The sequence below is a fragment of the Nonomuraea sp. bgisy101 genome (assembly GCF_057708945.1).
Genome location: NZ_JBYITD010000057.1, coordinates 1 through 24,068 on the forward strand (window position 1 = coordinate 1; position 24,068 = coordinate 24,068).

Genomic DNA, 24,068 nt, shown 5'->3' on the forward strand with positions numbered 1-24,068 from the left:
TGGGTTCAAATCCCACCACCACCGCCACTAAAAAGGGCCTCTGATCTGGTTAAACAGTTCAGGGGCCCTACGCATATCAAGATCATGGGGGAACCATGGGGGAACGGCGTCCCCCGTGATCTTGTAAATGCGATACCCGGTGGCGGTGGCCGTTCGCCTTCCGAATCGGAAGGATCACCACGTTGGCATCGATCGAGACCCGCACGAACGCGAGCGGACGCACGACCTACCGGGTCGCCTGGGTCGCCGGCGGCCGCCGCGGCGGCAAGCGCGACAGCGAGACCTGCGACAGCAAGACCATCGCCCGCAGGTTCAAGGCCCTCGTCGAGTCGGCCGGCGAACACCGGCCCGAGGGATACCCGAAGGGCTGCCGCGGCCTGGCCCTCGCGCCCGCCGAACCCGAGCCCGCATCCGAGCTGGCGCCGGACGCGCCCACCTTCGCCGAGGTGGTCGAGCGCTACCTGGCCCAGCCCAACCCCAAGGCAGAACCGCGCCAGCTCATCAACTACCGCCGCCTCTTCGATCGGCACGTGCGCACGGCCATCGTCACCATGGAGGACGGCACGCGCGTCGGCCCACTCGGCGGCCTGCCCATCACTGCGATCACGAGCGACGTCGACCAGGCGTGGGTGGACTGGATGACCAAGCGGAGGCGACCCCTTCGCGGCGAGATGGTGCCGTACGCCCCCAAGACGATCCACAACGTCCACGGCGGCGTCATCGCTCCCGCGCTCGCCTACGCCGCCCGCAAGGGCCTTCTCGAGGCCAACCCGTCCATCGGCGTACGCCTGCCCAGTAAGCCAGGACGCACCGTGACGCTCGACCAGGTGCCCACCGGCGAGGAGATCGCCGAGTGGATCGCCTGCGCCTACTCCGTCAGCCAGCTCGCTGGCGACATGGTCGCCCTGGCGTTCGGAACGGGCCTGCGCTTCGGCGAGCTCACCGCGCTGCGCCCCGTCGACGTCGACACGAGGAGGAAGCTGCTCACCGTGGCCCGGGCCGTCAAGGAGGAAGAGGAGCCGCGGCGGATGGTCATCGTGGCGTACGGCAAGACGGACTCTGCTCTGCGCACCATTCGCATCCCCGAGAGCGTCGTGCTCATGCTGAGGCGTCATGCGAAGGGCCTCGACGCTCAGGAGCTCCTCTTCACTGCGCCGAAGGGCGGCATCCTGCACACGAACGGCTGGTCCCGCATCTGGGCGAAGGTCGTCGATGTGGCCCAGACGCGGGGCATCACCACCGACGCGACCCTGCACGACTTCCGGCACGCGCACGCCACGCACCTGCTGGCCGAGAACGTCAGCCTCGACACCGTCAGCAAGCGGCTCGGCCACAAGTCGATCGCTGTCACCTCGAACCTGTACAGCCACCTGGCGCCGGAGGCCGACCAGCGCGCCGCCGACAGCATCGACCGCGCCATGACTGGCAAGCTCGCGGCCGCGCTGGAGGAGACGGCATAGCCGAGAACCACACATGCAGGAGCCCGAGACCACCCCTACTGGTCTCGGGCTCCTGACGTCTCTGCGGGCCTACTCGCCACTCTGCTCCTGGGCCTCCTTCGGCTGGGATACGAAGGTGCCCATGCTGCGGACGGTGTAGACGTCGCCAGCAGCGATCAGGAGCTCCAAGGCCTTCCGCGCGGTTCGTCGAGCGACGCCAAACTCCTCCGCGAGGCGCGGTTCGCCCGGGATCGGCATGCCAGGGCGATAGATCTCGGCAGCGATGCGCCGCCGGATCTCTGCGGCTACCTGCTCGTATTTTGGCTGGTCGGGCCGGAACTCGATCACAGAACAACACGATAGGAGCCGTCCGTATCCGACACCTTTCGGGGCGTCCGTATCGTCTACGGCCGTGAAGAGTAGTCATGGGTAGTGAGGTCTGCGTATGCTGCAAGAAACAAAACGGGCCCGGCAGGCGCGGGAACGCCTGTAACTCCGGGCCCTAGATCGCATCGGAGTGCGACCTGTGGAGAACCTTAGACCCCCCGCCCCACACTCGGCCACAGCCGTACAAACGGCTCCTCGACCCGCCTACGGCCCGTGCTTCAGCACCTCGAGGCCGCCCCTTCCGCTGGGCTGCGGCGTCTGCGGTCATGCCCCCTACGAGCACGGCGAGTCCGGCTGCGGCCACGTGCCCGCGCACGCGTACGTGACGCCGAGCGCTGAGGCTGTCGCCGCCCGCTGGGACTTGATTCGCGCGGCGGGCATCCAGGGCCGACACATGCCGGCGACCGACTGGTTCCCGCCGGTCGAGTGCGCCACGAAGCCCGTCGAGCAGTCCACCGAGGCCGAGGCCCCAGCCGAGGTCGCCCCGGTCGCTCCGGCCACGAAGCCGGAGCGACTCCTCGAGCTCGTCGAGACGACGGCGGCCGCGCCCATCGACCAGGCCCTGGCTGCGGCGTGCCGTACTCGCCCGGCCTCTCTGCCGTCGAGCGACCGCCAGCCATGGCCAGGCGCGGGCACCGCAGGGCATCGAGTGGCGGCCGCCGAGCATGGCCGAGCGGCGCCCGCCGGTCCAGTGCATCGCCGACGCGGCGGAGACGCCCGCGGCATACCTCGGCAAGCTGCCACACGCGGGGCTCCGCCGGGTGACCGCTCCCCGGACCGTGGGCGGAGCGGTGCGGAGGTGGCAGCGTGATGTGCTGTGCCGCCTGCGCCGCGGAGCGATCGCGGCTTACCGAGCAGCAGTCCGCCAACATCGCCGCGCTCATCGGCCGCGCGTACCCGGGCTGGATGATCCAGCGGTCGCACGGCACGTGGTGGGCCATCGGCCGGTGCCCCGATCCCACGTGCGGGTGCGTCCGCACGCTGGCCGCGCCCACCCCCGGCGGGCTGATCAGGGAGCTGAGGCTGCACCTGGTTCCCGGTCCCCGCCGTCCGCAGCGGAGGAGAGTGCATGCCTGAGGACCTGCCGAAGCGTCGCCGTCGCCTGCCAGACGGCAAGCAGCAGTGGCCCGACGGCACCGACGTTGGACCTCTCGGTCTGGCCGCCATGCAGCGAATCCGGGAGACGCTGGAGCGGCTCCAGGGCTCGGGTACTCGACAGGAGCCTGACGAGGACGAGCAGGGGTGCGCCTCATGACGGGCCTGCCGCCGAACGTCATCAAGATCACCATTCGTGGTGAAGACGAGTGGGACCTGCGTGCCAGCTCGCTGGCGATCGCCCGCCGGTACTTCGGCGCCCTGGCCGAGCTGGAGGTCGTCAGCGTCGACGTTGGCAGCGATGTTCACCCGAACTTCGGCACGGTGACGGTGCGGAGCGTGACGCGAGGCGATCGCGTAGGCCGCTGGCGGGAGAAGTTGCGCGAGCACATCGCGGTTGCTGCCGAGATGTGGGCTTTCGAGCGCGCCCACCTGCGCGGCGAGGTCGACGAGCGCTGGGTGCTGCGCTGGATGGCGACGCCACAGACACGGGTGGCCAAGCTGATCTGTCGGTGGCGGATGTCGCGCGCCGACGTGGACCTGGCGGCCGACGAGCTGGGCGTGGCACGGCTGACCGATGACGAGTGGGCCGAGATCCACCGCGACGATCCTCGACCCCCATAGACAGCGCGGTGGCGAGCGACTGGCCCAACAACCCCTCGGGCCTCATCCCCCGTCTCGCCGCCGTGCCACAAGATCCGTCCGCGCGGGCTGGGCAAGACCTCCTGCTCGCGGCCCCGCGGACGGTCAGCGGTCGTACGCCGAGAGGGCCGGGAAACCGGTGGCGTCGGCCGCGAAGGGTGGCGCCTCCTGCGCACAACGCAAGGCACGCGGGAGGCGCCACCCGCCCTCACCAGATCGGCGCGCCAGTCGGCGCGCCTTCTTTACCCCTCCGAGAGGACAAATCCGATGTATGACGACTACTTACCGTTCACGGGTGCCGGGGGCATCGCGGTGGCCGGCTACACGATCGGCCTGCCGTGGCTCCTCACCGCGGGCGCCGTGCTGATCATCAGCGGCCTGGCCCTCTACCGGATCGCCACGCGGGGACGGCGGCGTGCGCGCCAGGGGTAAAGGCGTCGGCCGGGCGGCGGCCGCCGGGATCGTCACGCTCCTGGTGGCCGCCAGCTGGATCGCCGCCTACCGACTCGCCGCCGGCACCAGCTCGGCTGCCGGCGTCTACCTGCTCACCTCGGGCGTGCTCGTCGTGATGCTGATCCTGACGGCCTGGCCGCGCACCTTCGGCCGCCTCGAGGTCGCCCGCGGCCGCGTGGTCGCGATCGTGCCCAGCTACAACGAGGACCAGGCCGCCCTGAACGCGACGATCGCCGCGCTGCTCAACAGCTCGCGGCCGCCCGACGAGGTGCACGTCGTCGACGACGGCTCGGCCGTCTGGGCCACGAAATTCGCCCACCCGAACGTGTTCTGGCACCGGCAGGCCAACGCGGGCAAACGGGAGGCGCAGGCCCTCGTCCTGTACTACCTGCGCGACCAGGAGCGGACCTACGGCCGGCGGCGTGCCGACTTCATCCTCACCGTGGACTCCGACAGCGTCGTCGACCGCCGGGCGATCCGGCATCTGCTGCGCGCCATGTCCGACCCGCGCGTTCAGGCCGCCACCGGCCTGCCGCTCGTGCGCAACCGGCGGGCGAACTGGATCACGCGGCTCGTCGACCTCGAGATGGTGTCGGCGTGCTTGACGCTGCGCGCCGCCCGCTCCCGCATGGGCGTGGTCGCGCCCTGCTCAGGCGCGCTCAGCCTCTACCGCGCCGAGCTCGTGATGGACAACCTCGACGACTATGTGGCCAGCGGCACGGCCGGCGACGACCGGCGCCTCACGCACTACGCGCTGCAGCGCGGCCAGGCCGTCGCCGTCGACGAGGCGCACGTCTACACCGACATGCCCGACACCATGAAGGGCTTCTACCGGCAGCGTGTCCGCTGGTACCGCTCCTACTGGTTGTATGCACTGTGGGAGGTCGCCCACCTGCGCCGCCTGCCCATGCTGTGGCGGGTGTACGCCACGGTGATGTCGTTCCTCGCGCCGATCGCGCTGCTGTGGGCGTTCCTTGTCGCGCCCATCCTCGGCCAGGGCCTGGTGTGGGAGGGCCTGGCCTACTGGCTCGGCCTGTCCTACGCCGTCGGCATCCGGTACGTCTTGCGCCATCCGTCCGCGCCGGTGGGCGAGCGGCTGATGATCTGGCTGCTCGGCACGCCGCTGCTCATGCTCCTGCAGCTGCTCGTGATCCGGCCCGCGATGTGGCAGGCCCTCGTCCAGGCCCGCCAAACGGGATGGGTGACCCGAGGAAGCAGTGTGGCAGCCACTGCTGCACAACCGACCATGCCGGGGAGGAAGGAGCGCGTGGGCCTCTTTGCCCCTATCGGACGGTGACTGCCCGACTCTCGTACGCATCTTTGTCAGGTCCTGAAGGTAGAATGCCGCCCCCCTCCGGTGACGCCGGTGCAGAATACAGTTACTGTTTGGGTGTGCGTTCCGGTGCATCCCCGCGCACAGACGGCTCGATCGATTGGGAGTGGGGCAGTGTACGTGCATAGGGAGATCTACCCCCAACCACCCCTGGAACTGGTAGTGGCGGAGATCCGTTACCCCTTCGCCCCTCGCCTCAAGCAGCCGGACGTGTGTGACGCGATCCAGTTGGCCCTCGAAGAAGTGCTGCCTGTTCGACGAAACCAGCAACTAGTCGAATTCGCTATAACGCCAGAAGGTCAAACGCAGAAGACAACAGAAGTATTTCGTCTAGTAGACCGTGCGGGCACGCATTCGGCACTTATTAGTCCCGACAGGACTGTCGTCGAAACAACTCGATATATAGAGTTTGCCGACCTCCTGTCTCTCATCACTGGCGTTCTTGACGCTATCGTAGAGCATCGAGCAATCCCTGCAATTGAGCGGCTTGGCCTGCGATATATTGACGAGATTCGAGTGCCTGGCCCTATCGACAATCTGACCGATTGGGCGGATTGGATTGCTGCCGATCTGATGGCGCCAATTACCAGTGTGGCTGGCGCAATGTCTCCCATCGGTTTTCAAGGCATGCTGTCCTACGCAACAGGCCAGGACATGGCGCTGAATTTCCGCTACGGGGCAGCAAATGGCCCTGGCGTCATTGCCCCAGACGGCGCCCTACGCCGCAGGAGAGATGTCGAGCCAGGGCCGTTCTTCTTGCTGGACATAGATAGCTACTGGCAGGCCCCGACCGCAGACCAGGCTCTCGACGCGGATGTAAAGGAAGTGGCCCGGCTCTACTCTGCCTTGCACGCTCCAACCGGAACGCGCTTCCAGAGCTCAATCACCGAGAAGGCACGCCAACTTTTCAGAGGTGATGGTTCATGATGGCCAAGCAGGAGATTCAAAAGAAATCAGCTCGCATCCGCCCCACCGCCGACGACATTATCCGTGACATTTATCCGGGCAACTCGTCCGACAGTACGCAGTCATCGCTAATCCGATCGGATTGGCTTAGAGAGACTGCATACGATAGTTACCAGAAGGCAAACCAGATCCTTCGTGGCGATATTGAGGAAGATCTTAGGAAGAGGGGCGCTGTCAAAGCGCGCATGGGTGTTCCCAGCCTTCTCGAACATCTAGCCATCGAGCGCGGAATGTCGTGGTCAGACATCGCTCGGCTCGTGAATGTCAGTATCTCGGCCGTAAGGAAATGGCGCACAGGCGGGCAAGCTACGCCAGACAATCGTAAGGAACTCGCTCGGCTCGCTAGCTTCCTTGACCTCCTGGGCGAGTTCGGCGTCGAGGACCCCGCCAGCTGGATGGAGGTCACCTTGGACTTGCCCGCGGGCTACTTCATCAGGCCGGTCGAGCTCTACGTGCAGGGCTATCGGTCGGAGCTGCTCGACATCGCGCGCGGACATCGTGATGCTGCTCAGGTGCTCGATGGGATAGATCCGACTTGGCGAGACTCGGAGAGGAGTACCTTGGAGGTCTACATCGCGTCGGACGGCCACCCGGCGCTCAGATTCCGGGACTCCTGATGCCGAGGTGACGGTGCGAGACCAGCAGGACCTGTCGAAGCCCGCATCATCGGAGAGCGTCTACCGCGACTGGGGGCGCCTCCCACCCATCAGCCGACCTCTCATGCAGGGCGATGTCTTCACCGGCATCGCCCTGCCTGACTATGACGACGACGAGCAGCCGCCGTACATCCAGATCGTCATGCATCCGTGCAACATGGACATCGCCGGGGGGCGCCTTCGTAAGCGGATCGTCGTCTCCCCTGTCAATTCCACGACGCGGCTCGGCGACTCCGCGTGGCTGAGCCGTAAGAAGGCGATGCCCCTGCCCAGTCTTCTCGGGGCGGGCAAGGGGGACTTCCTGACTGATCTAACCGAACGTATCTCTGTGCGTTCGAGCAGCCTCGACCTGAGTCACAGGGTTGCAGCATTGAGCGACGACGGCATCCTGCTGCTTCAGCAGCGGCTGATCATGTGTGACACACGCCTGGCGGCCAAACTCAGTGCGTTGCATGAGGAGAACCGCTCGGTCTTTGCGGAGACGGAATTGCAAGAGGAGTGGTTGGACATCGCACTGGACGGTGTACCGGAAGGTCTCCTCAACTCCACGCGCATCTCTGCGGGGGAGGAGTTTCAGGACTGGTTGGATCAAGAGATCGTCCTGGAGACTCCCTCGGAGGCGGACGCAGAGCCTGCTGAGGCTACGAAGACAACTCGCAGAGCGACACTCAAGACAGTGAGCTCGCACTCATCCCTTCGGCGGGATATGTACCGAGAAGCCCGCTTCCGCTACAAGAGTTAGCGACCTCGCCACTTGAGGCCAAATGGCCCCGCCCTGTCCTCTTTGGGAAGACAGGGCGGGGCCATTTGCTGTTGGGCGTACTTCGCTCACCCGCTGTGCGGGTACGGCAGCTCCGTCTCCGGCTCGGCCGGGGGCTCCTCGCTGGTGCGCAGCCAACCGGGCAGCAGCGCCTGGACGTTGGGCAGGGCCATCACCCGGGCGAAGCCGCCGGCGACGGCCAGGCCGCCCGCGACCCACGGCAGGGTCTCCGGGATGCCGGAGGCGTCGACGATGGCCGGCAGCGCGACGGCGAAGCCGACCGCGGTCTGGAGGCCCGTCCTGAGGGTCCGCTTGGTCTCGATCTTCATGGCTTCCCTTCTGCAGAAACGACGAAGCCCCAGGTCGGGATGACCTGGGGCTGTTGGCGAGGGAGGGAGCGAGCTACTCGGCGGCGTCCTTCCGAGGGCGGCCGCCCTTGCGTGCGCGGCGCGCCTCGAGCTCGGCCTCGGCCTGGTCGAGCAGCTCGAGCTCCGCCGCGGTGCCGTGCTCGCGTACGACGGCGCGGATGTGCTCCACGAGGTCTTCGCTGCGGTCGCGGCCGAGCTCGCGCTTGCAGACGGTCTCGTAGGCGTCCCACAGCAGGTCAGGGACGCGGAACTTCTTGACGGGCGTGTGGGTCGCGTCGCTGGCAGACGTCTGAATCTTTGTAGCCACAGAGAAATCTTGCCACAACTACTTGTGTGGCTACACGGTTTCTGATTACTGTGTAGCCACAAGGTTGAAGCGTAGCCGCCAGGGAGCACAGGATGACCACCACCACCGCCCGTCGGATCCCCAGCCAGAGCGTCACCTCGGCCGCCGAGGACCTGGGTGTCAGCGCCAGCACGGTGCGCCGGTGGATCACGGATGGCAGCCTGCAGGCCCGCGCGGGGGTGGTGGCCGTCCGCACCGGTAGCACGTGGACGATCGTGTGCCCCGAGGACGTCGCCGAGTTGCAGGCGGCCGCCCGCCCGGTCGCCCTGAGCACGGAGGCCCGGATTCGCGCCGCCTACACGTCGCTTCAGGCACGCAGCGGGTGGGTCAGCCTCACCGACCTACGGCCCATGCTGGCCGACGTGCCCCGCGCCGAGATGGACGCGACCCTGCGGCAGATGCTGCGCCAGGGCGACGTGGTCATCGTGCCCGAAGACAACCAGAAGGCGCTCAGGCCCGAGGACAGGGCGGCCGCACTCGTGCTCGGCGACCAGCCCAAGCACTACATCGCGATCGGTCTCCGCTGACATCGTGCAAGGTTCAGGCCCGGGGACTCCCGGGCCTTTCTGCTGTCCGGCTACCAGGCGGCCGCCCACGTCTTCGGACCGACCACGCCGTCGTCGGCCACGCCCAGGGCGCGCTGCAGGACGCGGGTCGTCGCGGCCGAGGTGGGTCCGTACGCGCCGTCGACCGTGATGGTGTATTTCAACTGCTTGCACCGGGTCTGCCAGGCCGCGACGTCCTGGCCGCGCAACATCGCCTTGCCGTATCGGTACTCGAGGTAGCGCCCAGGCCAGCGCGGTACGGCAGGCCGCCGCGGGATCGGTGTGGTGTCGTCGCGCTGGCCGCCGAGAGGCATGCCGCGCTGCAGCCACCCGTACAGAACGGGCCCGGGGCAGGACGTCGAGTAGCCGTCGCGGTGGCCAAGGACCTGGCCGCCGGCGCCGCGCGCCCGCAGGTAGCCGATCGCGTCGTGAATGCCGCGCAGCATCGCCGCGGTGGGCTGCACGAGCCCACGGTCGCCCAGGAGCGCGCAGACGGCGTAGTGGCCAGAGTTGAGCCCCGGGCCGTTGGCGGCCGACAGGACGCGTGCGCCCCGGCCTTCCCACACCTTGCCGTGCGGGCAGACGAGCAGGTTGTACGCGATGTCAGTCCAGCGGTTGCTGTCCTGGTGGTAGGCCTGGATGCCTTGCACGGTGTCGAGGCAGCGGGCGCAGCTCTTGGCGAGGTCGGGCGAGACGAACGACCCGACGTAGTGGAGCTTCGTGCCGCGCGCCGACGGGAGCGCGGTCAGCTCACTGCGCGGCCTGCGGGCTCGCCATTCGGCTCGAGTGACGAGGTCCACGGTCAACCTCCCTTCATGACGAACGTGGCCACGAACCCAGCAACCGAGATCAGCACCGCAATCGAGGGAAGCGGCCACCGGGCGCGCTCAAGGACGCGGATGCGGGTCTCGTGGTCAGCCACCTCAGCGACCACGCCGTCCACCTTGGAGTCGAGCTGGTCAACCTTCCCGTCGACCTTGTCGACCTTCCCGCCGACGGTCTTGAGCTCGTCGTAAATTTCACGTGCTCCGATCTGGACTCCGGGCAGAGGGTCGAGCTGCGTCACGAGAGCTCCGTTCGTTGTACGGCTCGCGCCGCGGTGGAAGGGTCAGACGGTGCTGATGACGCCGGCGTTGCGCAGCGAGGTGAGCAGCGCCGTGAGCCGGTTGTTCAGCTCGTTGATCGCTGCGCTCTGCGTGTTCGCGTAGCCGGTGGTGTAGCTGCCGGGCGCGTCGCCCATCACCAGCGTGGGGTTGGACACCGCGGCCCCGGCCGTGATCTGCCGGACTGTGCCGCTGGAGTCGATCACCCGGAAACCGCCGGACACGGCGTAGATCGCGCACCCGCCCGACGGAGTCGCCGGCGTCGAGGAGTTGGGCAGGAACAGTGGTCCGGACGCCTGGGTGACGGGTGCGCCGGGCCGGGTGCGCGCCTGCGCCTCGAGCACCTCGATACGCCGCTCCAGGTCGCGGATGATGCGAGTCTGGTCGGTGCCGAACTCGTCGTACCTCACGCGGGCACCTCCGCTTCGGTGATCAGCTTCACCTTGTCTTTGCCGCCGCTGGTCCGCTCGGCCGGGGTGAGCTCCCACCCGATCAGTCGCTGTGTCCGGTTGAAGCTCGCCGCCCCGTCCGCAGTGATCGGCCAGCGCGGGTTGTTGAGCTTGTAGGTGATGGAGTCGCCGAGACCGTTCGGGTCCAAGGTGGTGGACTTGCCGATCACCACGTCCGCCGAGAAGACCGGCGGGGCGCCCGGTGCCCGGCTGGCCCAGTAGGCGGCGTAGTCGTCGAGCGTGGTCTGGTCGGTGGATTGGCCGGGGTGGGTCGGCCGCTGGTCGATGATCGGCCAGCCCTCCGCCAGGTGCGGCGTCGCCACCAGGACGGAGCGCATCGCGGTCGAGCTGGTGGTCGCGTCGTCCTGCTGGGGGGTGCCGCCGATGACGCGCCACCGGGTGCCGCCCCGCAGCGCCGAGCGCTCTTCCCGCCAGGTGGTGATGTCGCCGCCCTCCTGGCCTTCGGTGAAGACGTGCACGCCAGAGCCGACGATCTTCGGGGATCCCCACTCCCACGACCGGAAGATCACCCCGTCGACCACCCGCGGGTTGACGACCGACTCGAACCCGGCGGCCTGCCGCGCGTAGTCCTGCAAGATGCGGCCATACGTGGTGTTGTCGGAGGCCTTGGCGGTGAGCAGCCTGTTCACACCCGAGGTTCCGGTCTGCAGGGCGAGCCCGACGTTGGAGCTGGCGGTGGCCTGCATGTGGGCGATCAGCTGGCGGGCGGCCGTGATCTGGTCGCCGCTGAAGGCGACGTCCTGCTCCAGCGCCACGTGCATCAGGTACGCGTCCAGCGTGGATCCCTGCACGTCCATCCAGACGCTGCCGCGTTGATCCTTACTGGTGACGATGGTGTGCAGCCAGTGGATCCCCCACAGGACGCCTGATCGCCACGTGTGCACGACGAGCCTGCCCGGGCCAGAGAGAAGGTCGAGCGGGTCGGCGGGGAAGATCTCTCCGATCTTCCTGGCCTCGCTCGTGTTGACCAGGGAGAGGCGGCCGCGCCACGTGCCAGGCTCGCCGAGCCGCCGGTCGAGCACCACGCCGAACGGCTTGAGGTCGCCCCGGTACGCCCCGGTGAGCAGGTCGTGGACGGTGTACCGCATGCGGGTCTCGCCGCGCGCGGGCGTGACGGATGGGAACGTGGGCGGGTCGGGGATCTGGACCTCGGCCGAGGCGATGACGACCGTGATCCCTGCCGCGTACTGCAGCAGCGCGCTGGAGGACTGGATCTGCTGGCCGGTGTCGGCGCTGGAGACGATCTGTCGCGAGCACAGCGACCCAGTGACGACACTCTGGGATTGGACGTCGGCGACCTCGGTGAACCCTGGCGGCTGCGTCCACGACACGCTCGTGAACGGCGGCGGCGGCACGCCGCCCGACCAGCGCAGCTCCAGACCGGTCGCCTTGGTCGGCGTGATCGATGGGGTCGTGACGGATGAGGTGCCGCTGTAGAGGAACCCCGGCTCGACCTGCGGAAGGCCGCCCGCGGCGCCGCCGACGGACACGATGACCGCGACCCCGTCAGCGGTGGCCGCCTGCGTGATCGTGTACGGCTGCTCGTTGGCGCCGGCAACCTTGTGCCAGACGTCGACGGCGCTGAGCGTGCCGACGGGGCCGAAAATCCTCGCCAGGAGCGTCCAGCCGCCGCTGATCGAGATGAGCTGGCCGATGCCGTTGTCCGCGGCCAGGAACGCCAGCATCATCATGCCCTCGGACGCCTGGGGCGGGTTGATCGTCCATGAGGGGATCGACGCCTCCGAGGCGCCCACGGACACGTCACGAACGAACGCAGTCACCGACTCGACACCTCCTCTAGATCCATGCCTGCCGCCACAGGACGACCGCGTTGGGGGCGTCGCCGTCGCTGGTGGTGTAGCTGATCTGGGAAGCACCTCGGCCGAGCACGAAGTCGACCACGCCGATGCTGGCCCCGGTCAGATGCCGCATCTGCGAGACGTCGTCGATCGTGGCCGTCTCGTTGGCGACGTCGATGACGAGCTGCTCGCCCGCCTCCAGGGTGAGGTCGAACTCGACGACGCGGGCGTCCTGGCGGCCGTCGGTGAGGGTGCGGGTGATCTGCAGGCGCGGGTTGGTCGCCGGGCCCGCGCAGCGCAGCAGCGGCTTTGTGGTCGTGTTCCCGGCGTGGAACACCTCGACGGTGCCGCCGTCGGGCACTTCCACGCTGGACAGCTGGCGGGCGTACAGGCGGGGATCACTGCACTCGATTTGAAGGGCAGCCGTGGTCTCGCCCACCAGGTATCGCCAGTTGATCGGCGCTGAGCGGCGGGTGACCGCGCCACGGGTCACGTAGATGGTGTCGAGGACCTGGATCGCGAGCCAGAGTTCCTCGTCGGCGTCGGCGATCGGCGTCTGGTTGCGGAAGGTCTCCATCACCTCGCGGATCTCCTCCTCCCGCACCTTGATGGTGAAAGAGGAGGTGATGATGCGGGGCTGGGCGAGCTTCCGCCCAGACATGGCGCCGTGGCTGGACGGGTTGGCGACGTTGCCGTTGTCGACGCCGGGCATGTCGATGTCGGCGCCGATCAGCTCCGTGATCCGGTACGGAGTGCCGTCGCCCATCTTGAACCCGTTGAGCGAGATCTGCCCGGGCCCGGTCAGGTCGTCGCCCGGATTGATCGGGACGTCCACCGCCAGGCTGGGGAAAGACCAGCTGAGGGTGAAGACGCCGAGACCGATCGACGGGGTGATGCTCGGGAACTCCCAGTTGAGCGTGAACACGCCGAGCGGGATCGTCACCGACGGAGAGGTGACGGTCAGCGCCGGGAACTCCCAGCCGAGCGTGAAGACGCCGAGGCTGACGTCCGCCTGGTGGTAGGTGCGGCGCCCGCCGATCGTCACCGGGATCGGCTGGCTACGCCCGAGTCGGGCCATCAGGCCTCCTTCACCAGGTGGCTGCGCGCTGGACGGCCTGGCCCAGCACGTAGGGGCGCGGCGCGAGCGGAGTTTCGGGGAGGATCTCGACGGCGACCCAGTTCCATGAGGGGTTCGCCGCCGCCGCGGCGAAGTTCAAGGTCACCGAGGAGCCCGCGAGCGCGGTATCGGCCGCTTTGTGGACGGCGATTCCGGACACCTTCGTGGCGACATCCCACCCGAATCCGGTGTCGGACGAGGTGGGGACCCCGCGAGCGAGGAAGTCAGTGGCGCACCCGAATGCGCGGCTTGCTGCCCTTGTGGAGGTGTAGGCGGTCACGGTGAGGTTCTGGGTGGTGCTGGAGTCCTCGCCAATGGCGCCCACCGGCGTCACCAGGTCGGCGCCGGTGACAACGAAGATCTTCATGCCGCCGGTGTCGGTAGCGCGGGCGCTTGTGGCGGTGACGGTGATCGTCTGAGAGGCCGGGTTGGGCGCTGTGAGGATCGTCGCGTAGGCGTTGAAGCCAGTAGCGTCCTCATCGTTGCGGATGACACGCTGCGTCCACGTCAACGGGCTGCCGGTGTTGGACATCGTGGTTGCCGCTGCTGGCTCGGCCAGCCGCTCCCAGCCGACGCACGCCACCAGCAGCGAACCGCCTGGCGGCGAAAAGCTCGCCGTCGTCTGCGTGGCTGAGGCGCCAGAGACGACCGCCGGGGTGGAGTTGTGGATGGCGATCGCCATCTACTCCTCCCACACCACGTACGTGTACGCGTTCACCGCCGCTGCCGCGAGGACCCGCACCCGAAGGAACTTCGACACCGGCACCCGGAACTCACGCCCAAGCGGGAACTGGCGGACGAACTGCGTGGTGGGTGCGATGAGCTGGACGTCGCCCGTCCGTGTCGCCGTGATCGCGCCCTCGGCGGTCGCGGTGTAGCCGGTCGCGGCTGCGCCCAGCGTCATCAGCGAGGCGGGCGCGTTGGGGTCGTCGTACGGCTGCACGCCGGCCGCGACGTGCGCGGTGACGGTGGCGGCCACATCGGTCTGGATCAGCTCGCACCGGATGGGCGCGGCGGCGGAGCTACCGTCGAACGAGATGCCCCACTCCACGACCTTGATAGACCGCGTGGACGGGGTGGCGATCTGCAGCAGCGTCTTGATCGCCGTGGTCGTGGTAACCGGGGTGAGTGGCGCAGTCGTGGCCATCGCCCCGTTGGCAGCCCAGTACAGAGCCATGAACGGCCCCCTTTCAAGCAGAAAGCCCCGCACCGGGCGGGGCGTCAGAGGTCGGTGCTCTAGAGGATGGGACCGAGCAGGCCCAGCTTGACCACGCCGTCGGAGTGGAAGTTGATCGCGAACGTGCCGTCCTGCGAGCTGTACTGCTGGATGAAGGAACGGAACGCGACCGCCCGGTTACTCAGCCCCGGCGCGTAGATGAGGCCGCCCTTGGCGTTCGGGATCGTGGAGCTCGACCAGGAGATGTTGGCGCACTTCCATCTCATGAATCCTGGCTGAGAGGGGTGCTCCTCGTACACGACGCTCGTGAGGGCCAGGCCGCCAGCGGTGTAGCCGGCGCCCACCACCTCACCCGTGTTGAGCGGCGCGGTGCCGTAGGCCGGGTCCACCTGCGAGGCATCGGGGGTGACGGTGTCGTTGAAGACGGCCAGTTTGAAGGCGCCGGCCGAGGTGTCGCCCAAGTTGAGTGCGATCTGGTTCGTTAGGGCCTTGACCTGTGTGTCTACGAAAAAGATGTCTCTGGTGATGGCCACGCTCAGCTCCTCAGATCGCCAGGTTGATGATGGCGTCGCGGCGGCCGTCGGAGTGCTCGCGCGTCTCGTTGCCCAGTTGGTCGACGCGCCGCTCGAACGGTACGCCGTCCTCGCGTCGGCCGGTGGACACCTGGTCGCGCGTCCTCCAGGTCCAGCCCACAGGCCGGACCTGGAGGTTCTTGCGCCGCGCGTACTCGCCGAAGGTTTCGCCGCTCGCGGGATCCCACATGCTGTTCTCCTCACGCTCCCGCTCGCGCGGTGTACTCGAATCCGAACTCGGCGCCGACCCGCCGCACGTCGGCCTCCTCACGGATCACGCTGTTGGACATGTCGACGTTGATGACCGGCTGCCCGCCCCCCTGGCCAGGCCGAGTCGAGCTGCCGCCGGGCTGGCCCCGGTCGGCCATGGCGTATACCCCGGCGAACGTCCGTGGCAGGTAGCTCGGCTGAGGGCTCGCCACCCTCGCCGTGTTCGGGGTCGGCGACACCCCTGGCATGCCGCCTTCGTAGGCGTCACGCAGTGACCCACCCGGTACGACAGCGCCCAGGGAGCGCGTGGATCTGATCGCGCTCGCATTGAGCGGGATGGTGCCTCGCATCGCGGTGTGGGTTCCGCTGCCTCTGCGGGGAATGGTCCCGCGAGTCAGCGAGTGCCCGACGCCGAGCCTCGTCGCTGCCTGTGACAGCAGGTCGAGCGCCTCGTCGCGGTAGCGGGACCCGAGCGGGATCACGACCTCGGGGCCGGCCTCGCCAATCAGAGCACGCGTCGGCCCCAATACGAGACCCCCCGACGCGAAGGCCGCTTCCTTCAGCGACCCGCCCGGAACCTGCGCAGCCAGGCGGCGCCGGATCTCCTCGTCTGTCGGCCCTGCAGCGTCGCCGACATAGCCGGGCGGTGCTTTCAGTTTCCGCGTAGACCGGACAGCGTTGGCGTTCGCGGTCTTGCTGCCGGCGCGCGGGATCGTGCCCCGTACGGCCGACTCGCGGGCGGCCGACGTCGACGAGACGGCCTCCCCGATCACCGCGGCGAGGCTCTGCACCGTCGCGCCGAGGTCGCCAAGAGCCGTTGAGACGACAGTCCCCGCGTCGGTCACGGCCGTACCCATGTCGGTGACGGACTCGCCCAGCGCGGCCGAGCCGTCGACCCACCCGGCGGCGAGGTCATGGCCGACGTCGCCCACGCTGACGATCGCTCCTGTCAGGGAGCCGGCCGAGCCGATCGTGGCGTCCAGCGTGGCCGTCGCCCGGGACAGTCCGGCACTGATCCCTGTGTTGGCCTCCCTGAGGCCGCCCTGGAGATCCTGGGCCTGCTTGGCCGCCTCCTTGTTGAACAGGCTTAGCCCAAAATCGTTGGCTACCTGCCCGAGGAGCGCAACCGCGCGATCGCGATACTTCGGATCGTAGGGGATGAAGGCCTCGTCGCCGTTGCCCTCTCCGAAGAGGATCGTCGGACGGCTGGCGATCATCGGCGGCGACGAGCGGCGGACCGCGCCCGAAGCGTACCGCTCGATCCCGCCGGATTCCTTGTTCTTGTCGATGATCTGCTGGCGTGAGTACCTGATCACCTGGTTGACCGCCGTGGTGACGGTCCTGCCGTCCAAGGCGTTGAGCTTGCGCTCGTACTCCTTGATCAGCTCGAGCGCTTCCTTGCCGCCCGGGGTCTCAACCTTGGACTTCACGTTGCCAGGGATGAGGCCGAGCTGGGTGGCCAGGTCCTTGGCTTCCTTCTTACTGAAGCCCATCGACTCGGCGACCTTCACGAACGCTGCCCGCTGAGAGCCGAGCTTGGCCTCCACCTCGGCCAGCGGAGTGCCCTGGTCGACGAGGGCCTGCCTGTAGCTGTTCGCCGACTCGGCCAGGTTGATCAGAGCCTCACGATTCGCGCGGCCCTTCTCGGTGTTCGTCTCGATCGCCTGGCCGTTCTCCTTCGCGGCGGCCGAGGCGTTGTCGAGCGCGCGCTGGAAATTGATCTCCGCAGTCATGGCGCCCGTGGTCAGGCCGACCAGCTGGCCGAGCGATCCGCGCAGCTGGTCGATATCCACAGCGGCCGTGGATGCCTGCTGGCCCATGGCGGCCATCTGCCCGCCGGAGGTCTGGACGGCGTCGCCGGCGGCCTTGGCCTTGATCGCCGCGATGTCCTTCTGGTGAGTGAGCTTCGCGAGCTCCTCACGTAGGGCGTCGACGCGATCGGCGGTCTCGGTGCTCATCGACGTGAAGTAGATCCACTCGCCGATGTTGGGGCCCTGCAGGTCGATCTGTTTCTGCAGTTCGGCGTTGACGGCCGCGATCTGCTTGTCGAGGCTGTTCCCGGCGGCCGCGGTGACCTTCTCGGTGTAGCGGTTCGCCGCCGTGGCGGCGTCGGCGAAGCGTTGCTCGAGCAGGAACAGTCCGCCCACGACGGCCGCGCCGCCGAGCACGCTGGCGACCGCGCCGAGCTTGCCCTCGACGCTGCCGAGTGAGCCGGCGAAGTCGGTCGCCTTACCCTTCGCGCGGTCGAAGCCGTCGCGCACCCGGTCGAGCTTGCCCGGGAGTTCGGTGAAGAACGACGCTACCGCCAGTCCGGACTGGGCAAGCTTGATGGCGACGATGGCGCCCGCGATGAGCTGGATGTGCTGCGGGTCCATCCCAGCGACGATCGAGGCGAGCAAGTTGAGGCCGGCCATACTGCCGACCCCCATGGGGGCGATCGCCTCGCCGATGTTGAGGAGCGCGCTGGCGACGTTCTTGATCAGCGCCCACACCTGCGGCGCGTGCTCCTCGACGTACGACATGAACGCCTGGAACTTCTGGTTGCTGTCGAGCGCCTGGCCCCACTCTGAGAATCGCTTGGTGGCGTCTTCGATCCCGCCGACGACGGTGCCCTGCCACGGCATGAACGCGTTGATCACGCCAGCGACACCAGTGGTGACGTTGATGAAGGAGTTGCCGAGCCCGGTCACCGCGGCGGGCGCCTCGCGGCCAGCGCGATTCAGGAAGCTCGTCCAGAACGGGCCGTTGAGAGCGGCGTCGGCCCGCTGCTCGAGCCCGACGAACGACTGCGCGGTGCCGGCCACGAGCGGACTGATCCTCGGGAGTGTTCTCTCCATCAGCCCGAGGCCGCCGCTGATGGCAGGGATGACGTCGGGGTTCAGCGACTGCTGCCACTTGAGGTAGACGTCGCTGAACTCCTGCCACTGCTGGGCGAGCTGATATTCCTGCGGGCTCAGCTTGCTGTAGTCCTGCTTATCGACCGCGTCCTGGACTCGCTCGAACGTCGCTGCGGCCACCACGCCGAAGGCCTTCGCCCCAGCGCCAGCCGCGACGAAGCCGCTGCCCAGAGCGCCCGCTCCAGCTGCCAGAGTGGCCACGGTGGGGACGGCCACGCTCAGCCCGCCGAGCGCCAGGCCTACCTTGCCGATACTGCCGAGCGCCGCGCGAGTGTCAGCGTCCACGGTGATGCGGACGTCGCGGCCATCAAGGCGCGCCACTTCGGCGTCCACGTGGGCCAGGTCCTCGAGGGCCTGCTGAGCGGCGACGCGCACCTCGAACGAGGCGCCGCCCTCGAGCGCCGCCAGCTCCGCCTGGAGCCGAGACATCTCGGCCAGTGCGTCGCGGGCGTCGATGTCGATGCCAACGCGCTGCTTGGCCAGCTTCTCGAGCTCAGACCGGAGCTGCTGGAGCTTCACCTCGGCGGCACTCGAGTTCGCGTCCAGCTCGAACTTTGGTAGCCGGGCCGCTGCCTCCTCGATCTTCTTTCGGAAGCCCGCGGCCGCGCCGGCCGACTCTGCGAACTTGCGGTTGAGGTCTCGCAGGTCGCGGGTAACCGCCGTCTTGCCCGCCGTCCACTCCCCGGTCGCCAGGCGGAGGCGCGCGGTCACCACACGATCAGCCATAGCTCACCTCCGACATCACGAATGGGGCACTTGGGGCGTCTGGGGGTATTGGAACGTGGCATGATCGCTCCGCTCGGGGGCCCCACGATCGAGGAGAGCTCGCCATGAACATCGCCCTGCCGCAGATCCTGATCGGCCTCGTGCTATTCGGCGTAGTAGTCGCCGCCGTCGCCATCGGCGTTCGGATCGGTACGCGCGGCAAGAGGGGCTGAGCCCACCTTCCGAACCGGGTAGAGCAGCCCGTGGGGGTCGGCGTCGTTACGATGCTCGTGCTGACGATTTCCACGTGCGGCGCAGGCTGCGCAACGTATGGGGTGCGACGCCTCGTAGGCTCCCGCGTTGGTGGGGTCGGTGGTCTCGTCCAGCGGGAGCTTGCAGCCAGGGCACTTACCACGCTCCTCTTCCTCCTGGGCCTGCGCCCACTCGCGGTCGTCTTCCAGCCACTCGGACTCGCGAACGGTGATCGCCCGCACCAGCCGCCCGCTCTCCTCGTCGTACTCATAGGTCGTGACCATGCGGGGTTCACGCCCGAGGAGCCGAGAGCGCGGAATGCGGTAGGTGCGGGCGAGGCTCAGCTCGTCCTGGTGCCGCTGAGAATCGCGGAGGCCGCGGCGGAGAAAGGGACGGCGCCGGAATCTCCGTTCAGGCCGAGGATGGCGTTCCACAGCGCGTTCCACTGGCCCTGAGTGATCAACTCAACGAGCTTCTCAGCCTTCTCCGTGGTGAGCTGCGGCTTGACCGAGCAGGCAACCAGCGCCGCGAGGGGGAAGGTCTCCCTGTTGTGGTCGGCGGGCAGATCCTCCTTGCGCGGCGGGTGCTTGGCGGCCAGGTCGGACCAGGCCTTCTTGCCGAGCGCGCGGAGCTTGAACACCCTGACGTGGGCCTGCATCTCCTGCCTGACGGTCTCGATCTGCTCAGCCAGGTTCCGTACCTCGCCGCCGTTGCCGACGAGCGAGTCGGCCGCCGGGGCGCGGCGGGCGGCCTCCAGGCGGCGCTCGAGCTCCTCGAAACGCAGCTGCAGGTCGCCACGCATGACGATCGGGACCTCGGTCTCGGGAACGGTGTAGCCGTCCAGGAACTCGTCGATGTCCTCGAGGTACTGGGTGTTCTCCATTGGGGCCCTCTTCGGCATCAGGCCACTACCGCCTCGGTGTCGGAGTCCTCGTGGTTGAACATCTGCTGAGCGACCCGCTGAGGCTCGTTCAGCACCGGAGGCTGCCGCTTCCGGATCCCGCACTCGATCGGGTAGATCTCCGCGGGGTCGCCCGCCGTCCAGGGGATCTCGTGGTCCCGGTCCCGCCTGACCGCGAGGAAACCGTCCTGCTTGGGCACCAGAGCGGTGAACGCCGTGTCGTTGGCCACCAGCTTCTTGCGCTTGTAGATCAGGTTGATGGCGTACTTGGACGTCCCGCCGCGCTCGGTCTCGCTGCGGCTGCCGAGGGCCGTGTTGTCCACTGGAGCCTGCTCGGGCTCGATGCCGAGGCCGTCCTTGGTGAGCAGCATCTGCAGGTCGATGCCAGCGTTGAGCTCGGACGCCAGCGGGTTGGAGGTGGACGACAGAGTCAGGCAGTAGGTCACCTTGACGTTGCCATCTCCCAGAAGATCAGCGCCAGCCATAGCTAGTCCTCTTTCGTATTCTCGGACGCCGGGCGCTTGCGCGGCTTGTCCGGCGGGGTGGTCGGGGCCTCAGGAGCGGCCGCCTGGCCGTCGATGGGCTCGTAGTCGGGGAAGTGGCGCAGCGCCTGGCGGCCGATGCGCGTGGTGGCACCGGTCTCCCGGTGGCGGACCTCGATGAACTCGATCGCCATGCCGTACTCCCTCAGATCTGCCGGACGGCGAAGGTCACCGACGCCGCCGGGGTGCAGACGAAGGTCGCCAGTCCGCCGTCATCGGGGTTGGCGAACTCCGGCTTGATGGGGATGTCCATCTCGCCAGCGGTGGGCACGGTGTAGTCCTTGTCGGGCAGGTCCTCCTGATACGAGGTCTTGCCGACGCCGGACAGGACCACCTGCGTCGACACGCCGCCGGCGTTCTTCACGGTGATGAAGGTCCGCGGGCCAGGCTTGACCTTGTCGCCGGTGGTCGCGGTAGCGGAGTGGTAGACGGGCGTCGAACCCTCGACGCCGATCACCTGTGCTGGTCGGGTAGCCATGGGCTCCTCCAAGGTCGATGGAGCGCCTCGCCGTACAGGGAGGTCGGGGCGCGAGGTCAGAGAGGCTGCGTCCGCGTCAGGTACTGGGCGGTCGCGATGTAGACGCCGCCCGCGTCGTCGTCGCGCTGCACGGGCTGAGAGCCTTCGCGCAGGGCGAGACGCGGCCGCTGGCCGGCCACTGTGGGCATGGTGGTGAGCAGGGCGATCGTGGTCAGGTTGGCCAGCCAGATCGCCTGTTCGGGGCCCGAACCGACGCAGGTCAGCTGGTAGTACAGGTCGGTCGGGGTGGCGCCGTCGAGCGTCTCCTCGGCGCGGGCCTCGTTGCCGGTATCGGGGTAGAGCACGACGTACGGCGGCTCCGTTCCGGGCGGCACGCCGGCGCAGCCCACGACAACGTCCTCAGGAACGGCGGCTCGCAGGACAGCCAGGATCCCGTCGACGAGCGGCAGCGTCGGCACGGGCGCCGGCGTCACATGAACCTCCGCATCAAGGCGTCGACGTCAGCGTTGAAGATGGGCTCGACGGCCCGGGTCGCCCGGGCGCCGTCCCAGTGCGGCGGTTGCCGTGCGCCGCCGTACTCGAAGCCTCTGCCCATGCCGCCCTGGGGGAGGCTGGAGTCGGGCCCGATCTCCCACTCGACCGCGGCCGCGTCGGGGATCTGCTCGGCGGTGATGCTGCGCGGGTAGTACTTGCCGTGCCGTCGAGCGGTCTCGCGCGCGTTGTCTCGCCATTGGTTGCGCAGCTCGAGGGCGTGGCGCTTGACGAGCGGGAAGGCCTCGGCGACGACCTGTTCGGCCGCCCCGTCGATCTCGCCAGCGAGGGCCAGGAGCTCGCTGGCGTCGAGCATCTCGTCGGCCATGGTCACCTCAGCTCTGGTCCTCGACGAAGAACTTGCGGCTGGCCGAAGTGGCCGAGTAGGAGACGTCGACGACCCGCAGCGGCCGGTCGACCAGCCACGGATCTGCCGAACTGGTCACGGTCGTCCGGTCGTCGGGCTTGATCGGTACGGCTGCGCCGAACGGGATCGAGACCCGGTAGCGGCGCAGTACGACCTCGATCTCGCCGAGCTCGGTGTCTCGCCCTGCGGCTACGGGCTTCACGGCGCAGGCCCCGGTGTAGATCGGCGTCCACACCTCGTCGTACTTGCCCGTGGTGGCGTTGAAGACGCGGCCGCCGTACCGCTCGACGACGCACTGCTCCTCCATGAAGCGGGGGAGTAGGGCTCGGGCGGCCGCCAGCGCGTCCTGGAGGCTCATGACGTCGCCGGGTAGACGGGCGTGATCGTGAACGCACCTGACGCCGTGGCGGGGTTCACCGCGGCGATCAGGTCGTCACGCTCAACCTCGGTCAGGTGCAACTCGCCGGACGCGACGGCATCGTCCCGCCGAAAGCCGTAGTCGTCGCCGATCTGCTCGGTGACCTTGCCCTCGGGGTTGCGGATGACCCTGGCCACCATCGCGCAGGAGACGCCGACTGCCAGACTCGGTCCCGGGTCGACCAGACCAGGAACCTGGGCGCGGATGATGTCGGCCGCGTCCTCCAGCAGCGCGCCGACCCGGGTCTCCTCGGCTACCGTGAGCGGCCGCTCGAACCGGTCCTTGAACTGCTGGAGGGTCGCGAAGGTGGCCACGAGCTACTCCTTCGTGCTGCGACCAGGTCGCTTGGCCGGCGCCTTGGCCTGAGCTGTCCCGCCGTCGTCCTCCTGGTCATCGGAGGGCAGATCGGCGGTCTCGACCAGTGCGTAGTCGGGGTCCATGGCGCGCAGTACCTCGGCCTGCTCGTCGGTGACGATGGCGTGGCCGTTGTCGAAGCGCACCGTGCCGGAAGAGGTGCGAACTTGCAGCTGCCGGTACCGGCTGGTGGTGAAGGTGGGCAACAGGGCTCCTAAGGGGCCGTGATGGTCAGGTTGGTGATCTTGCCGTGGGCTTTCTCGTTGCCATAGGCCAGGCCGACCTCGCCGTAGAGCATGGTCTTGTCCTTGGCCCCGGTCTGCGCCAGTGGCGTGGCGAAGAAGTGCCCCTTGCCCGGGATCTCCTGGTAGACCGGTCGGCAGTGCTCCAGGGAGACGACCGCGAGCTGGGCAGCTGGCATGTGACGGTTAAGCATGATGTTGAGCGTGCCGAAGTCTGTCTCGATCATCGTCACGCGGACGCCACCGACGGTGCGGCTGGCCTCCTGGTAGTTCTTGTCCGTGATGAAGATCTTGGTGAGCATCCGCTTCTGGAAGGCGTTGCACATCAGGGTGGCGGTCTCCGACTCCTGGATGCCGCCGTTCTCCCACACCATCTGCAGCAGGTCCATGACCATGTCCTCGGTCAGTGCTGCGGCGGTGCCGTTGGCGATGACGTTGGTGCTGATCGCCCCCAGCAGGCCGCGCGTGCGTCGAGGGGTCGTGTTGTCGACCGGCTTCTGATAGACGCCCTGGATGAAGGAGAACTCGACGTCGCGCACCATCTGCTTGAGCATCTGCTCGACCTGCCAGTCGAGTTCGTTGCCGACCGGGTTGCGCTCGGCGTTGTTGATGCCCGACTTCAGCTGCGTGGCGGCGAGCTTGGTCCAGGACACGCCCACAGTCTCCTGGTGGATCTGGACCAGGTTGTTGACACTGCCGCGAACCCGCTCTTCCTCGGCGGGGGCGTCCGCGCCCTCCACGCGGGTCGTCTGCGCGGCGGCGCGAAGGTCGAAGGTCTCCCACTCGAAGTCAACGCTATCGGTCTGGCCGCCGCCGACCAGGCCGCCGATTGCAGAGAAGAACGGGGTGTCGCCCGGGGTGAGCTGGTGCAGGATGCCGGTGTAGTTCGGCAGGTTGTAGGTAGTGCCCAGCGCGGTGATCCCAGCCATGGGTCACATCTCCT

At 68.1% G+C, this 24,068-nt stretch carries 34 protein-coding genes; 10 read left to right on the top strand and 24 right to left on the bottom strand.

Features of this window, described 5'->3' with window-relative positions:
• The first annotated feature begins 182 nt into the window (after positions 1-182).
• Entirely contained in the window at positions 183-1,460 is a 1,278-nt protein-coding gene (locus tag AC3EO4_RS51845) for a tyrosine-type recombinase/integrase (RefSeq protein ID WP_431903571.1), read from the top strand.
• Positions 1,461-1,529: 69 nt separating this feature from the next.
• Here AC3EO4_RS51845 and AC3EO4_RS51850 read toward each other — a convergent pair whose 3' ends face one another.
• Complete coding sequence (locus tag AC3EO4_RS51850; protein ID WP_431903574.1) at positions 1,530-1,787, bottom strand: GntR family transcriptional regulator; 258 nt, start codon at positions 1,785-1,787, stop codon at positions 1,530-1,532.
• Between the two features lie 849 nt (positions 1,788-2,636).
• Here AC3EO4_RS51850 and AC3EO4_RS51855 point away from each other — a divergent pair.
• The 8 genes from AC3EO4_RS51855 (at position 2,637) to AC3EO4_RS51890 (ending at position 7,713) form a co-directional block, all read left to right on the top strand.
• Positions 2,637-2,903, top strand: a complete 267-nt coding sequence (locus AC3EO4_RS51855; RefSeq protein ID WP_431903577.1) for a hypothetical protein — start codon at positions 2,637-2,639, stop codon at positions 2,901-2,903.
• Positions 2,896-3,081 (top strand): hypothetical protein, encoded by a 186-nt coding sequence (locus AC3EO4_RS51860; protein WP_431903580.1) that lies wholly within the window; start codon positions 2,896-2,898, stop codon positions 3,079-3,081. Before AC3EO4_RS51855 ends, AC3EO4_RS51860 begins: the two co-directional genes overlap by 8 nt.
• A complete protein-coding gene (locus AC3EO4_RS51865) occupies positions 3,078-3,545 on the top strand; it encodes a hypothetical protein (RefSeq protein WP_431903582.1) in 468 nt (155 codons plus the stop codon). The genes AC3EO4_RS51860 and AC3EO4_RS51865 overlap by 4 nt, the downstream gene beginning before the upstream one ends.
• Positions 3,546-3,830: 285 nt before the next feature.
• Positions 3,831-3,995, top strand: coding sequence for a hypothetical protein (locus tag AC3EO4_RS51870; RefSeq protein ID WP_431903585.1), 165 nt, complete (start codon positions 3,831-3,833; stop codon positions 3,993-3,995).
• Entirely contained in the window at positions 3,979-5,313 is a 1,335-nt protein-coding gene (locus tag AC3EO4_RS51875) for a glycosyltransferase family 2 protein (protein WP_431903586.1), read from the top strand. The genes AC3EO4_RS51870 and AC3EO4_RS51875 overlap by 17 nt, the downstream gene beginning before the upstream one ends.
• 156 nt (positions 5,314-5,469) lie before the next feature.
• Positions 5,470-6,276: a TIGR04255 family protein gene (locus AC3EO4_RS51880; protein WP_431903722.1), complete on the top strand. Its 807-nt coding sequence runs from the start codon at positions 5,470-5,472 to the stop codon at positions 6,274-6,276.
• Positions 6,273-6,932 (top strand): helix-turn-helix domain-containing protein, encoded by a 660-nt coding sequence (locus tag AC3EO4_RS51885; RefSeq protein ID WP_431903589.1) that lies wholly within the window; start codon positions 6,273-6,275, stop codon positions 6,930-6,932. The genes AC3EO4_RS51880 and AC3EO4_RS51885 overlap by 4 nt, the downstream gene beginning before the upstream one ends.
• Before the next feature lie 7 nt (positions 6,933-6,939).
• Positions 6,940-7,713, top strand: coding sequence for a hypothetical protein (locus AC3EO4_RS51890; protein WP_431903592.1), 774 nt, complete (start codon positions 6,940-6,942; stop codon positions 7,711-7,713).
• Between the two features lie 86 nt (positions 7,714-7,799).
• Here the strand turns inward: AC3EO4_RS51890 and AC3EO4_RS51895 are convergent, their stop codons facing one another.
• On the bottom strand, positions 7,800-8,060 hold the full coding sequence (locus AC3EO4_RS51895) for a hypothetical protein (protein ID WP_431903595.1): 261 nt from the start codon (positions 8,058-8,060) through the stop codon (positions 7,800-7,802).
• Positions 8,061-8,133: 73 nt separating this feature from the next.
• A complete protein-coding gene (locus tag AC3EO4_RS51900) occupies positions 8,134-8,406 on the bottom strand; it encodes a hypothetical protein (RefSeq protein ID WP_431903597.1) in 273 nt (90 codons plus the stop codon).
• A gap of 92 nt (positions 8,407-8,498) precedes the next feature.
• Between AC3EO4_RS51900 and AC3EO4_RS51905 the strand changes: the two genes are divergently transcribed.
• Positions 8,499-8,972 (top strand): hypothetical protein, encoded by a 474-nt coding sequence (locus AC3EO4_RS51905; RefSeq protein WP_431903600.1) that lies wholly within the window; start codon positions 8,499-8,501, stop codon positions 8,970-8,972.
• A 50-nt stretch (positions 8,973-9,022) separates the two neighbouring features.
• On the opposite strand, the gene AC3EO4_RS51910 is transcribed toward AC3EO4_RS51905, so the two are convergent.
• From AC3EO4_RS51910 to AC3EO4_RS52010, 21 genes are all read right to left on the bottom strand, one after another.
• Complete coding sequence (locus tag AC3EO4_RS51910; protein ID WP_431903602.1) at positions 9,023-9,790, bottom strand: peptidoglycan recognition protein family protein; 768 nt, start codon at positions 9,788-9,790, stop codon at positions 9,023-9,025.
• Between the two features lie 2 nt (positions 9,791-9,792).
• Positions 9,793-10,056, bottom strand: a complete 264-nt coding sequence (locus AC3EO4_RS51915) for a hypothetical protein (RefSeq protein WP_431903604.1) — start codon at positions 10,054-10,056, stop codon at positions 9,793-9,795.
• Between the two features lie 42 nt (positions 10,057-10,098).
• The gene (locus tag AC3EO4_RS51920) at positions 10,099-10,503 is read right to left on the bottom strand and encodes a hypothetical protein (RefSeq protein ID WP_431903606.1); all 405 of its coding nucleotides are present in this window, start codon (positions 10,501-10,503) and stop codon (positions 10,099-10,101) included.
• Positions 10,500-12,344 carry a hypothetical protein gene (locus AC3EO4_RS51925; RefSeq protein WP_431903609.1) on the bottom strand — a complete coding sequence of 615 codons (1,845 nt, stop codon included), beginning with the start codon at positions 12,342-12,344 and terminating at the stop codon, positions 10,500-10,502. The genes AC3EO4_RS51920 and AC3EO4_RS51925 overlap by 4 nt, the downstream gene beginning before the upstream one ends.
• A gap of 16 nt (positions 12,345-12,360) precedes the next feature.
• Positions 12,361-13,440, bottom strand: coding sequence for a hypothetical protein (locus AC3EO4_RS51930; protein WP_431903612.1), 1,080 nt, complete (start codon positions 13,438-13,440; stop codon positions 12,361-12,363).
• Positions 13,441-13,450: 10 nt separating this feature from the next.
• On the bottom strand, positions 13,451-14,161 hold the full coding sequence (locus tag AC3EO4_RS51935; RefSeq protein ID WP_431903614.1) for a hypothetical protein: 711 nt from the start codon (positions 14,159-14,161) through the stop codon (positions 13,451-13,453).
• Positions 14,162-14,656 carry a hypothetical protein gene (locus AC3EO4_RS51940; protein ID WP_431903615.1) on the bottom strand — a complete coding sequence of 165 codons (495 nt, stop codon included), beginning with the start codon at positions 14,654-14,656 and terminating at the stop codon, positions 14,162-14,164.
• 59 nt (positions 14,657-14,715) lie between these two features.
• Entirely contained in the window at positions 14,716-15,189 is a 474-nt protein-coding gene (locus AC3EO4_RS51945; protein ID WP_431903618.1) for a hypothetical protein, read from the bottom strand.
• Between the two features lie 10 nt (positions 15,190-15,199).
• Positions 15,200-15,418 (bottom strand): hypothetical protein, encoded by a 219-nt coding sequence (locus AC3EO4_RS51950; protein ID WP_431903621.1) that lies wholly within the window; start codon positions 15,416-15,418, stop codon positions 15,200-15,202.
• Positions 15,419-15,428: 10 nt separating this feature from the next.
• A complete protein-coding gene (locus tag AC3EO4_RS51955) occupies positions 15,429-19,061 on the bottom strand; it encodes a hypothetical protein (RefSeq protein ID WP_431903624.1) in 3,633 nt (1,210 codons plus the stop codon).
• Positions 19,062-19,204: 143 nt separating this feature from the next.
• Positions 19,205-19,576 carry a hypothetical protein gene (locus AC3EO4_RS51960; protein WP_431903627.1) on the bottom strand — a complete coding sequence of 124 codons (372 nt, stop codon included), beginning with the start codon at positions 19,574-19,576 and terminating at the stop codon, positions 19,205-19,207.
• Between the two features lie 56 nt (positions 19,577-19,632).
• The gene (locus tag AC3EO4_RS51965) at positions 19,633-20,175 is read right to left on the bottom strand and encodes a hypothetical protein (RefSeq protein ID WP_431903629.1); all 543 of its coding nucleotides are present in this window, start codon (positions 20,173-20,175) and stop codon (positions 19,633-19,635) included.
• A 17-nt stretch (positions 20,176-20,192) separates the two neighbouring features.
• Positions 20,193-20,678 carry a phage tail tube protein gene (locus AC3EO4_RS51970; RefSeq protein WP_431903631.1) on the bottom strand — a complete coding sequence of 162 codons (486 nt, stop codon included), beginning with the start codon at positions 20,676-20,678 and terminating at the stop codon, positions 20,193-20,195.
• A 2-nt stretch (positions 20,679-20,680) separates the two neighbouring features.
• Positions 20,681-20,869: a hypothetical protein gene (locus AC3EO4_RS51975; protein WP_431903633.1), complete on the bottom strand. Its 189-nt coding sequence runs from the start codon at positions 20,867-20,869 to the stop codon at positions 20,681-20,683.
• Positions 20,870-20,880: 11 nt separating this feature from the next.
• Positions 20,881-21,213, bottom strand: a complete 333-nt coding sequence (locus AC3EO4_RS51980) for a hypothetical protein (RefSeq protein WP_431903635.1) — start codon at positions 21,211-21,213, stop codon at positions 20,881-20,883.
• 56 nt (positions 21,214-21,269) lie between these two features.
• Complete coding sequence (locus AC3EO4_RS51985) at positions 21,270-21,686, bottom strand: hypothetical protein (RefSeq protein WP_431903636.1); 417 nt, start codon at positions 21,684-21,686, stop codon at positions 21,270-21,272.
• Positions 21,683-22,072, bottom strand: coding sequence for a hypothetical protein (locus tag AC3EO4_RS51990; RefSeq protein WP_431903639.1), 390 nt, complete (start codon positions 22,070-22,072; stop codon positions 21,683-21,685). Before AC3EO4_RS51990 ends, AC3EO4_RS51985 begins: the two co-directional genes overlap by 4 nt.
• Positions 22,073-22,079: 7 nt before the next feature.
• A complete protein-coding gene (locus tag AC3EO4_RS51995) occupies positions 22,080-22,469 on the bottom strand; it encodes a DUF6093 family protein (RefSeq protein WP_431903641.1) in 390 nt (129 codons plus the stop codon).
• A complete protein-coding gene (locus AC3EO4_RS52000) occupies positions 22,466-22,843 on the bottom strand; it encodes a hypothetical protein (RefSeq protein ID WP_431903644.1) in 378 nt (125 codons plus the stop codon). Before AC3EO4_RS52000 ends, AC3EO4_RS51995 begins: the two co-directional genes overlap by 4 nt.
• A gap of 3 nt (positions 22,844-22,846) precedes the next feature.
• Complete coding sequence (locus tag AC3EO4_RS52005; RefSeq protein ID WP_431903647.1) at positions 22,847-23,089, bottom strand: hypothetical protein; 243 nt, start codon at positions 23,087-23,089, stop codon at positions 22,847-22,849.
• Between the two features lie 8 nt (positions 23,090-23,097).
• Positions 23,098-24,054, bottom strand: coding sequence for an SU10 major capsid protein (locus AC3EO4_RS52010; protein ID WP_431903650.1), 957 nt, complete (start codon positions 24,052-24,054; stop codon positions 23,098-23,100).
• Between the last annotated feature and the right edge of the window lie 14 nt (positions 24,055-24,068).

Excerpts from the sequence above, each read along its gene's own strand:
- AC3EO4_RS51855 (WP_431903577.1), top strand. The coding sequence starts at position 2,637 with ATGTGCTGTGCCGCCTGCGCCGCGGAGCGATCGCGGCTTACCGAGCAG.
- AC3EO4_RS51860 (WP_431903580.1), top strand. The coding sequence starts at position 2,896 with ATGCCTGAGGACCTGCCGAAGCGTCGCCGTCGCCTGCCAGACGGCAAG.
- AC3EO4_RS51865 (WP_431903582.1), top strand. The coding sequence starts at position 3,078 with ATGACGGGCCTGCCGCCGAACGTCATCAAGATCACCATTCGTGGTGAA.
- AC3EO4_RS51870 (WP_431903585.1), top strand. The coding sequence starts at position 3,831 with ATGTATGACGACTACTTACCGTTCACGGGTGCCGGGGGCATCGCGGTG.
- AC3EO4_RS51885 (WP_431903589.1), top strand. The coding sequence starts at position 6,273 with ATGATGGCCAAGCAGGAGATTCAAAAGAAATCAGCTCGCATCCGCCCC.
- AC3EO4_RS51895 (WP_431903595.1), bottom strand. The coding sequence starts at position 8,060 with ATGAAGATCGAGACCAAGCGGACCCTCAGGACGGGCCTCCAGACCGCG.
- AC3EO4_RS51905 (WP_431903600.1), top strand. The coding sequence starts at position 8,499 with ATGACCACCACCACCGCCCGTCGGATCCCCAGCCAGAGCGTCACCTCG.
- AC3EO4_RS51930 (WP_431903612.1), bottom strand. The coding sequence starts at position 13,440 with ATGGCCCGACTCGGGCGTAGCCAGCCGATCCCGGTGACGATCGGCGGG.
- AC3EO4_RS51935 (WP_431903614.1), bottom strand. The coding sequence starts at position 14,161 with ATGGCGATCGCCATCCACAACTCCACCCCGGCGGTCGTCTCTGGCGCC.
- AC3EO4_RS51940 (WP_431903615.1), bottom strand. The coding sequence starts at position 14,656 with ATGGCTCTGTACTGGGCTGCCAACGGGGCGATGGCCACGACTGCGCCA.
- AC3EO4_RS51950 (WP_431903621.1), bottom strand. The coding sequence starts at position 15,418 with ATGTGGGATCCCGCGAGCGGCGAAACCTTCGGCGAGTACGCGCGGCGC.
- AC3EO4_RS51955 (WP_431903624.1), bottom strand. The coding sequence starts at position 19,061 with ATGGCTGATCGTGTGGTGACCGCGCGCCTCCGCCTGGCGACCGGGGAG.
- AC3EO4_RS51960 (WP_431903627.1), bottom strand. The coding sequence starts at position 19,576 with ATGGTCACGACCTATGAGTACGACGAGGAGAGCGGGCGGCTGGTGCGG.
- AC3EO4_RS51965 (WP_431903629.1), bottom strand. The coding sequence starts at position 20,175 with ATGGAGAACACCCAGTACCTCGAGGACATCGACGAGTTCCTGGACGGC.
- AC3EO4_RS51970 (WP_431903631.1), bottom strand. The coding sequence starts at position 20,678 with ATGGCTGGCGCTGATCTTCTGGGAGATGGCAACGTCAAGGTGACCTAC.
- AC3EO4_RS51975 (WP_431903633.1), bottom strand. The coding sequence starts at position 20,869 with ATGGCGATCGAGTTCATCGAGGTCCGCCACCGGGAGACCGGTGCCACC.
- AC3EO4_RS51980 (WP_431903635.1), bottom strand. The coding sequence starts at position 21,213 with ATGGCTACCCGACCAGCACAGGTGATCGGCGTCGAGGGTTCGACGCCC.
- AC3EO4_RS51990 (WP_431903639.1), bottom strand. The coding sequence starts at position 22,072 with ATGGCCGACGAGATGCTCGACGCCAGCGAGCTCCTGGCCCTCGCTGGC.
- AC3EO4_RS51995 (WP_431903641.1), bottom strand. The coding sequence starts at position 22,469 with ATGAGCCTCCAGGACGCGCTGGCGGCCGCCCGAGCCCTACTCCCCCGC.
- AC3EO4_RS52010 (WP_431903650.1), bottom strand. The coding sequence starts at position 24,054 with ATGGCTGGGATCACCGCGCTGGGCACTACCTACAACCTGCCGAACTAC.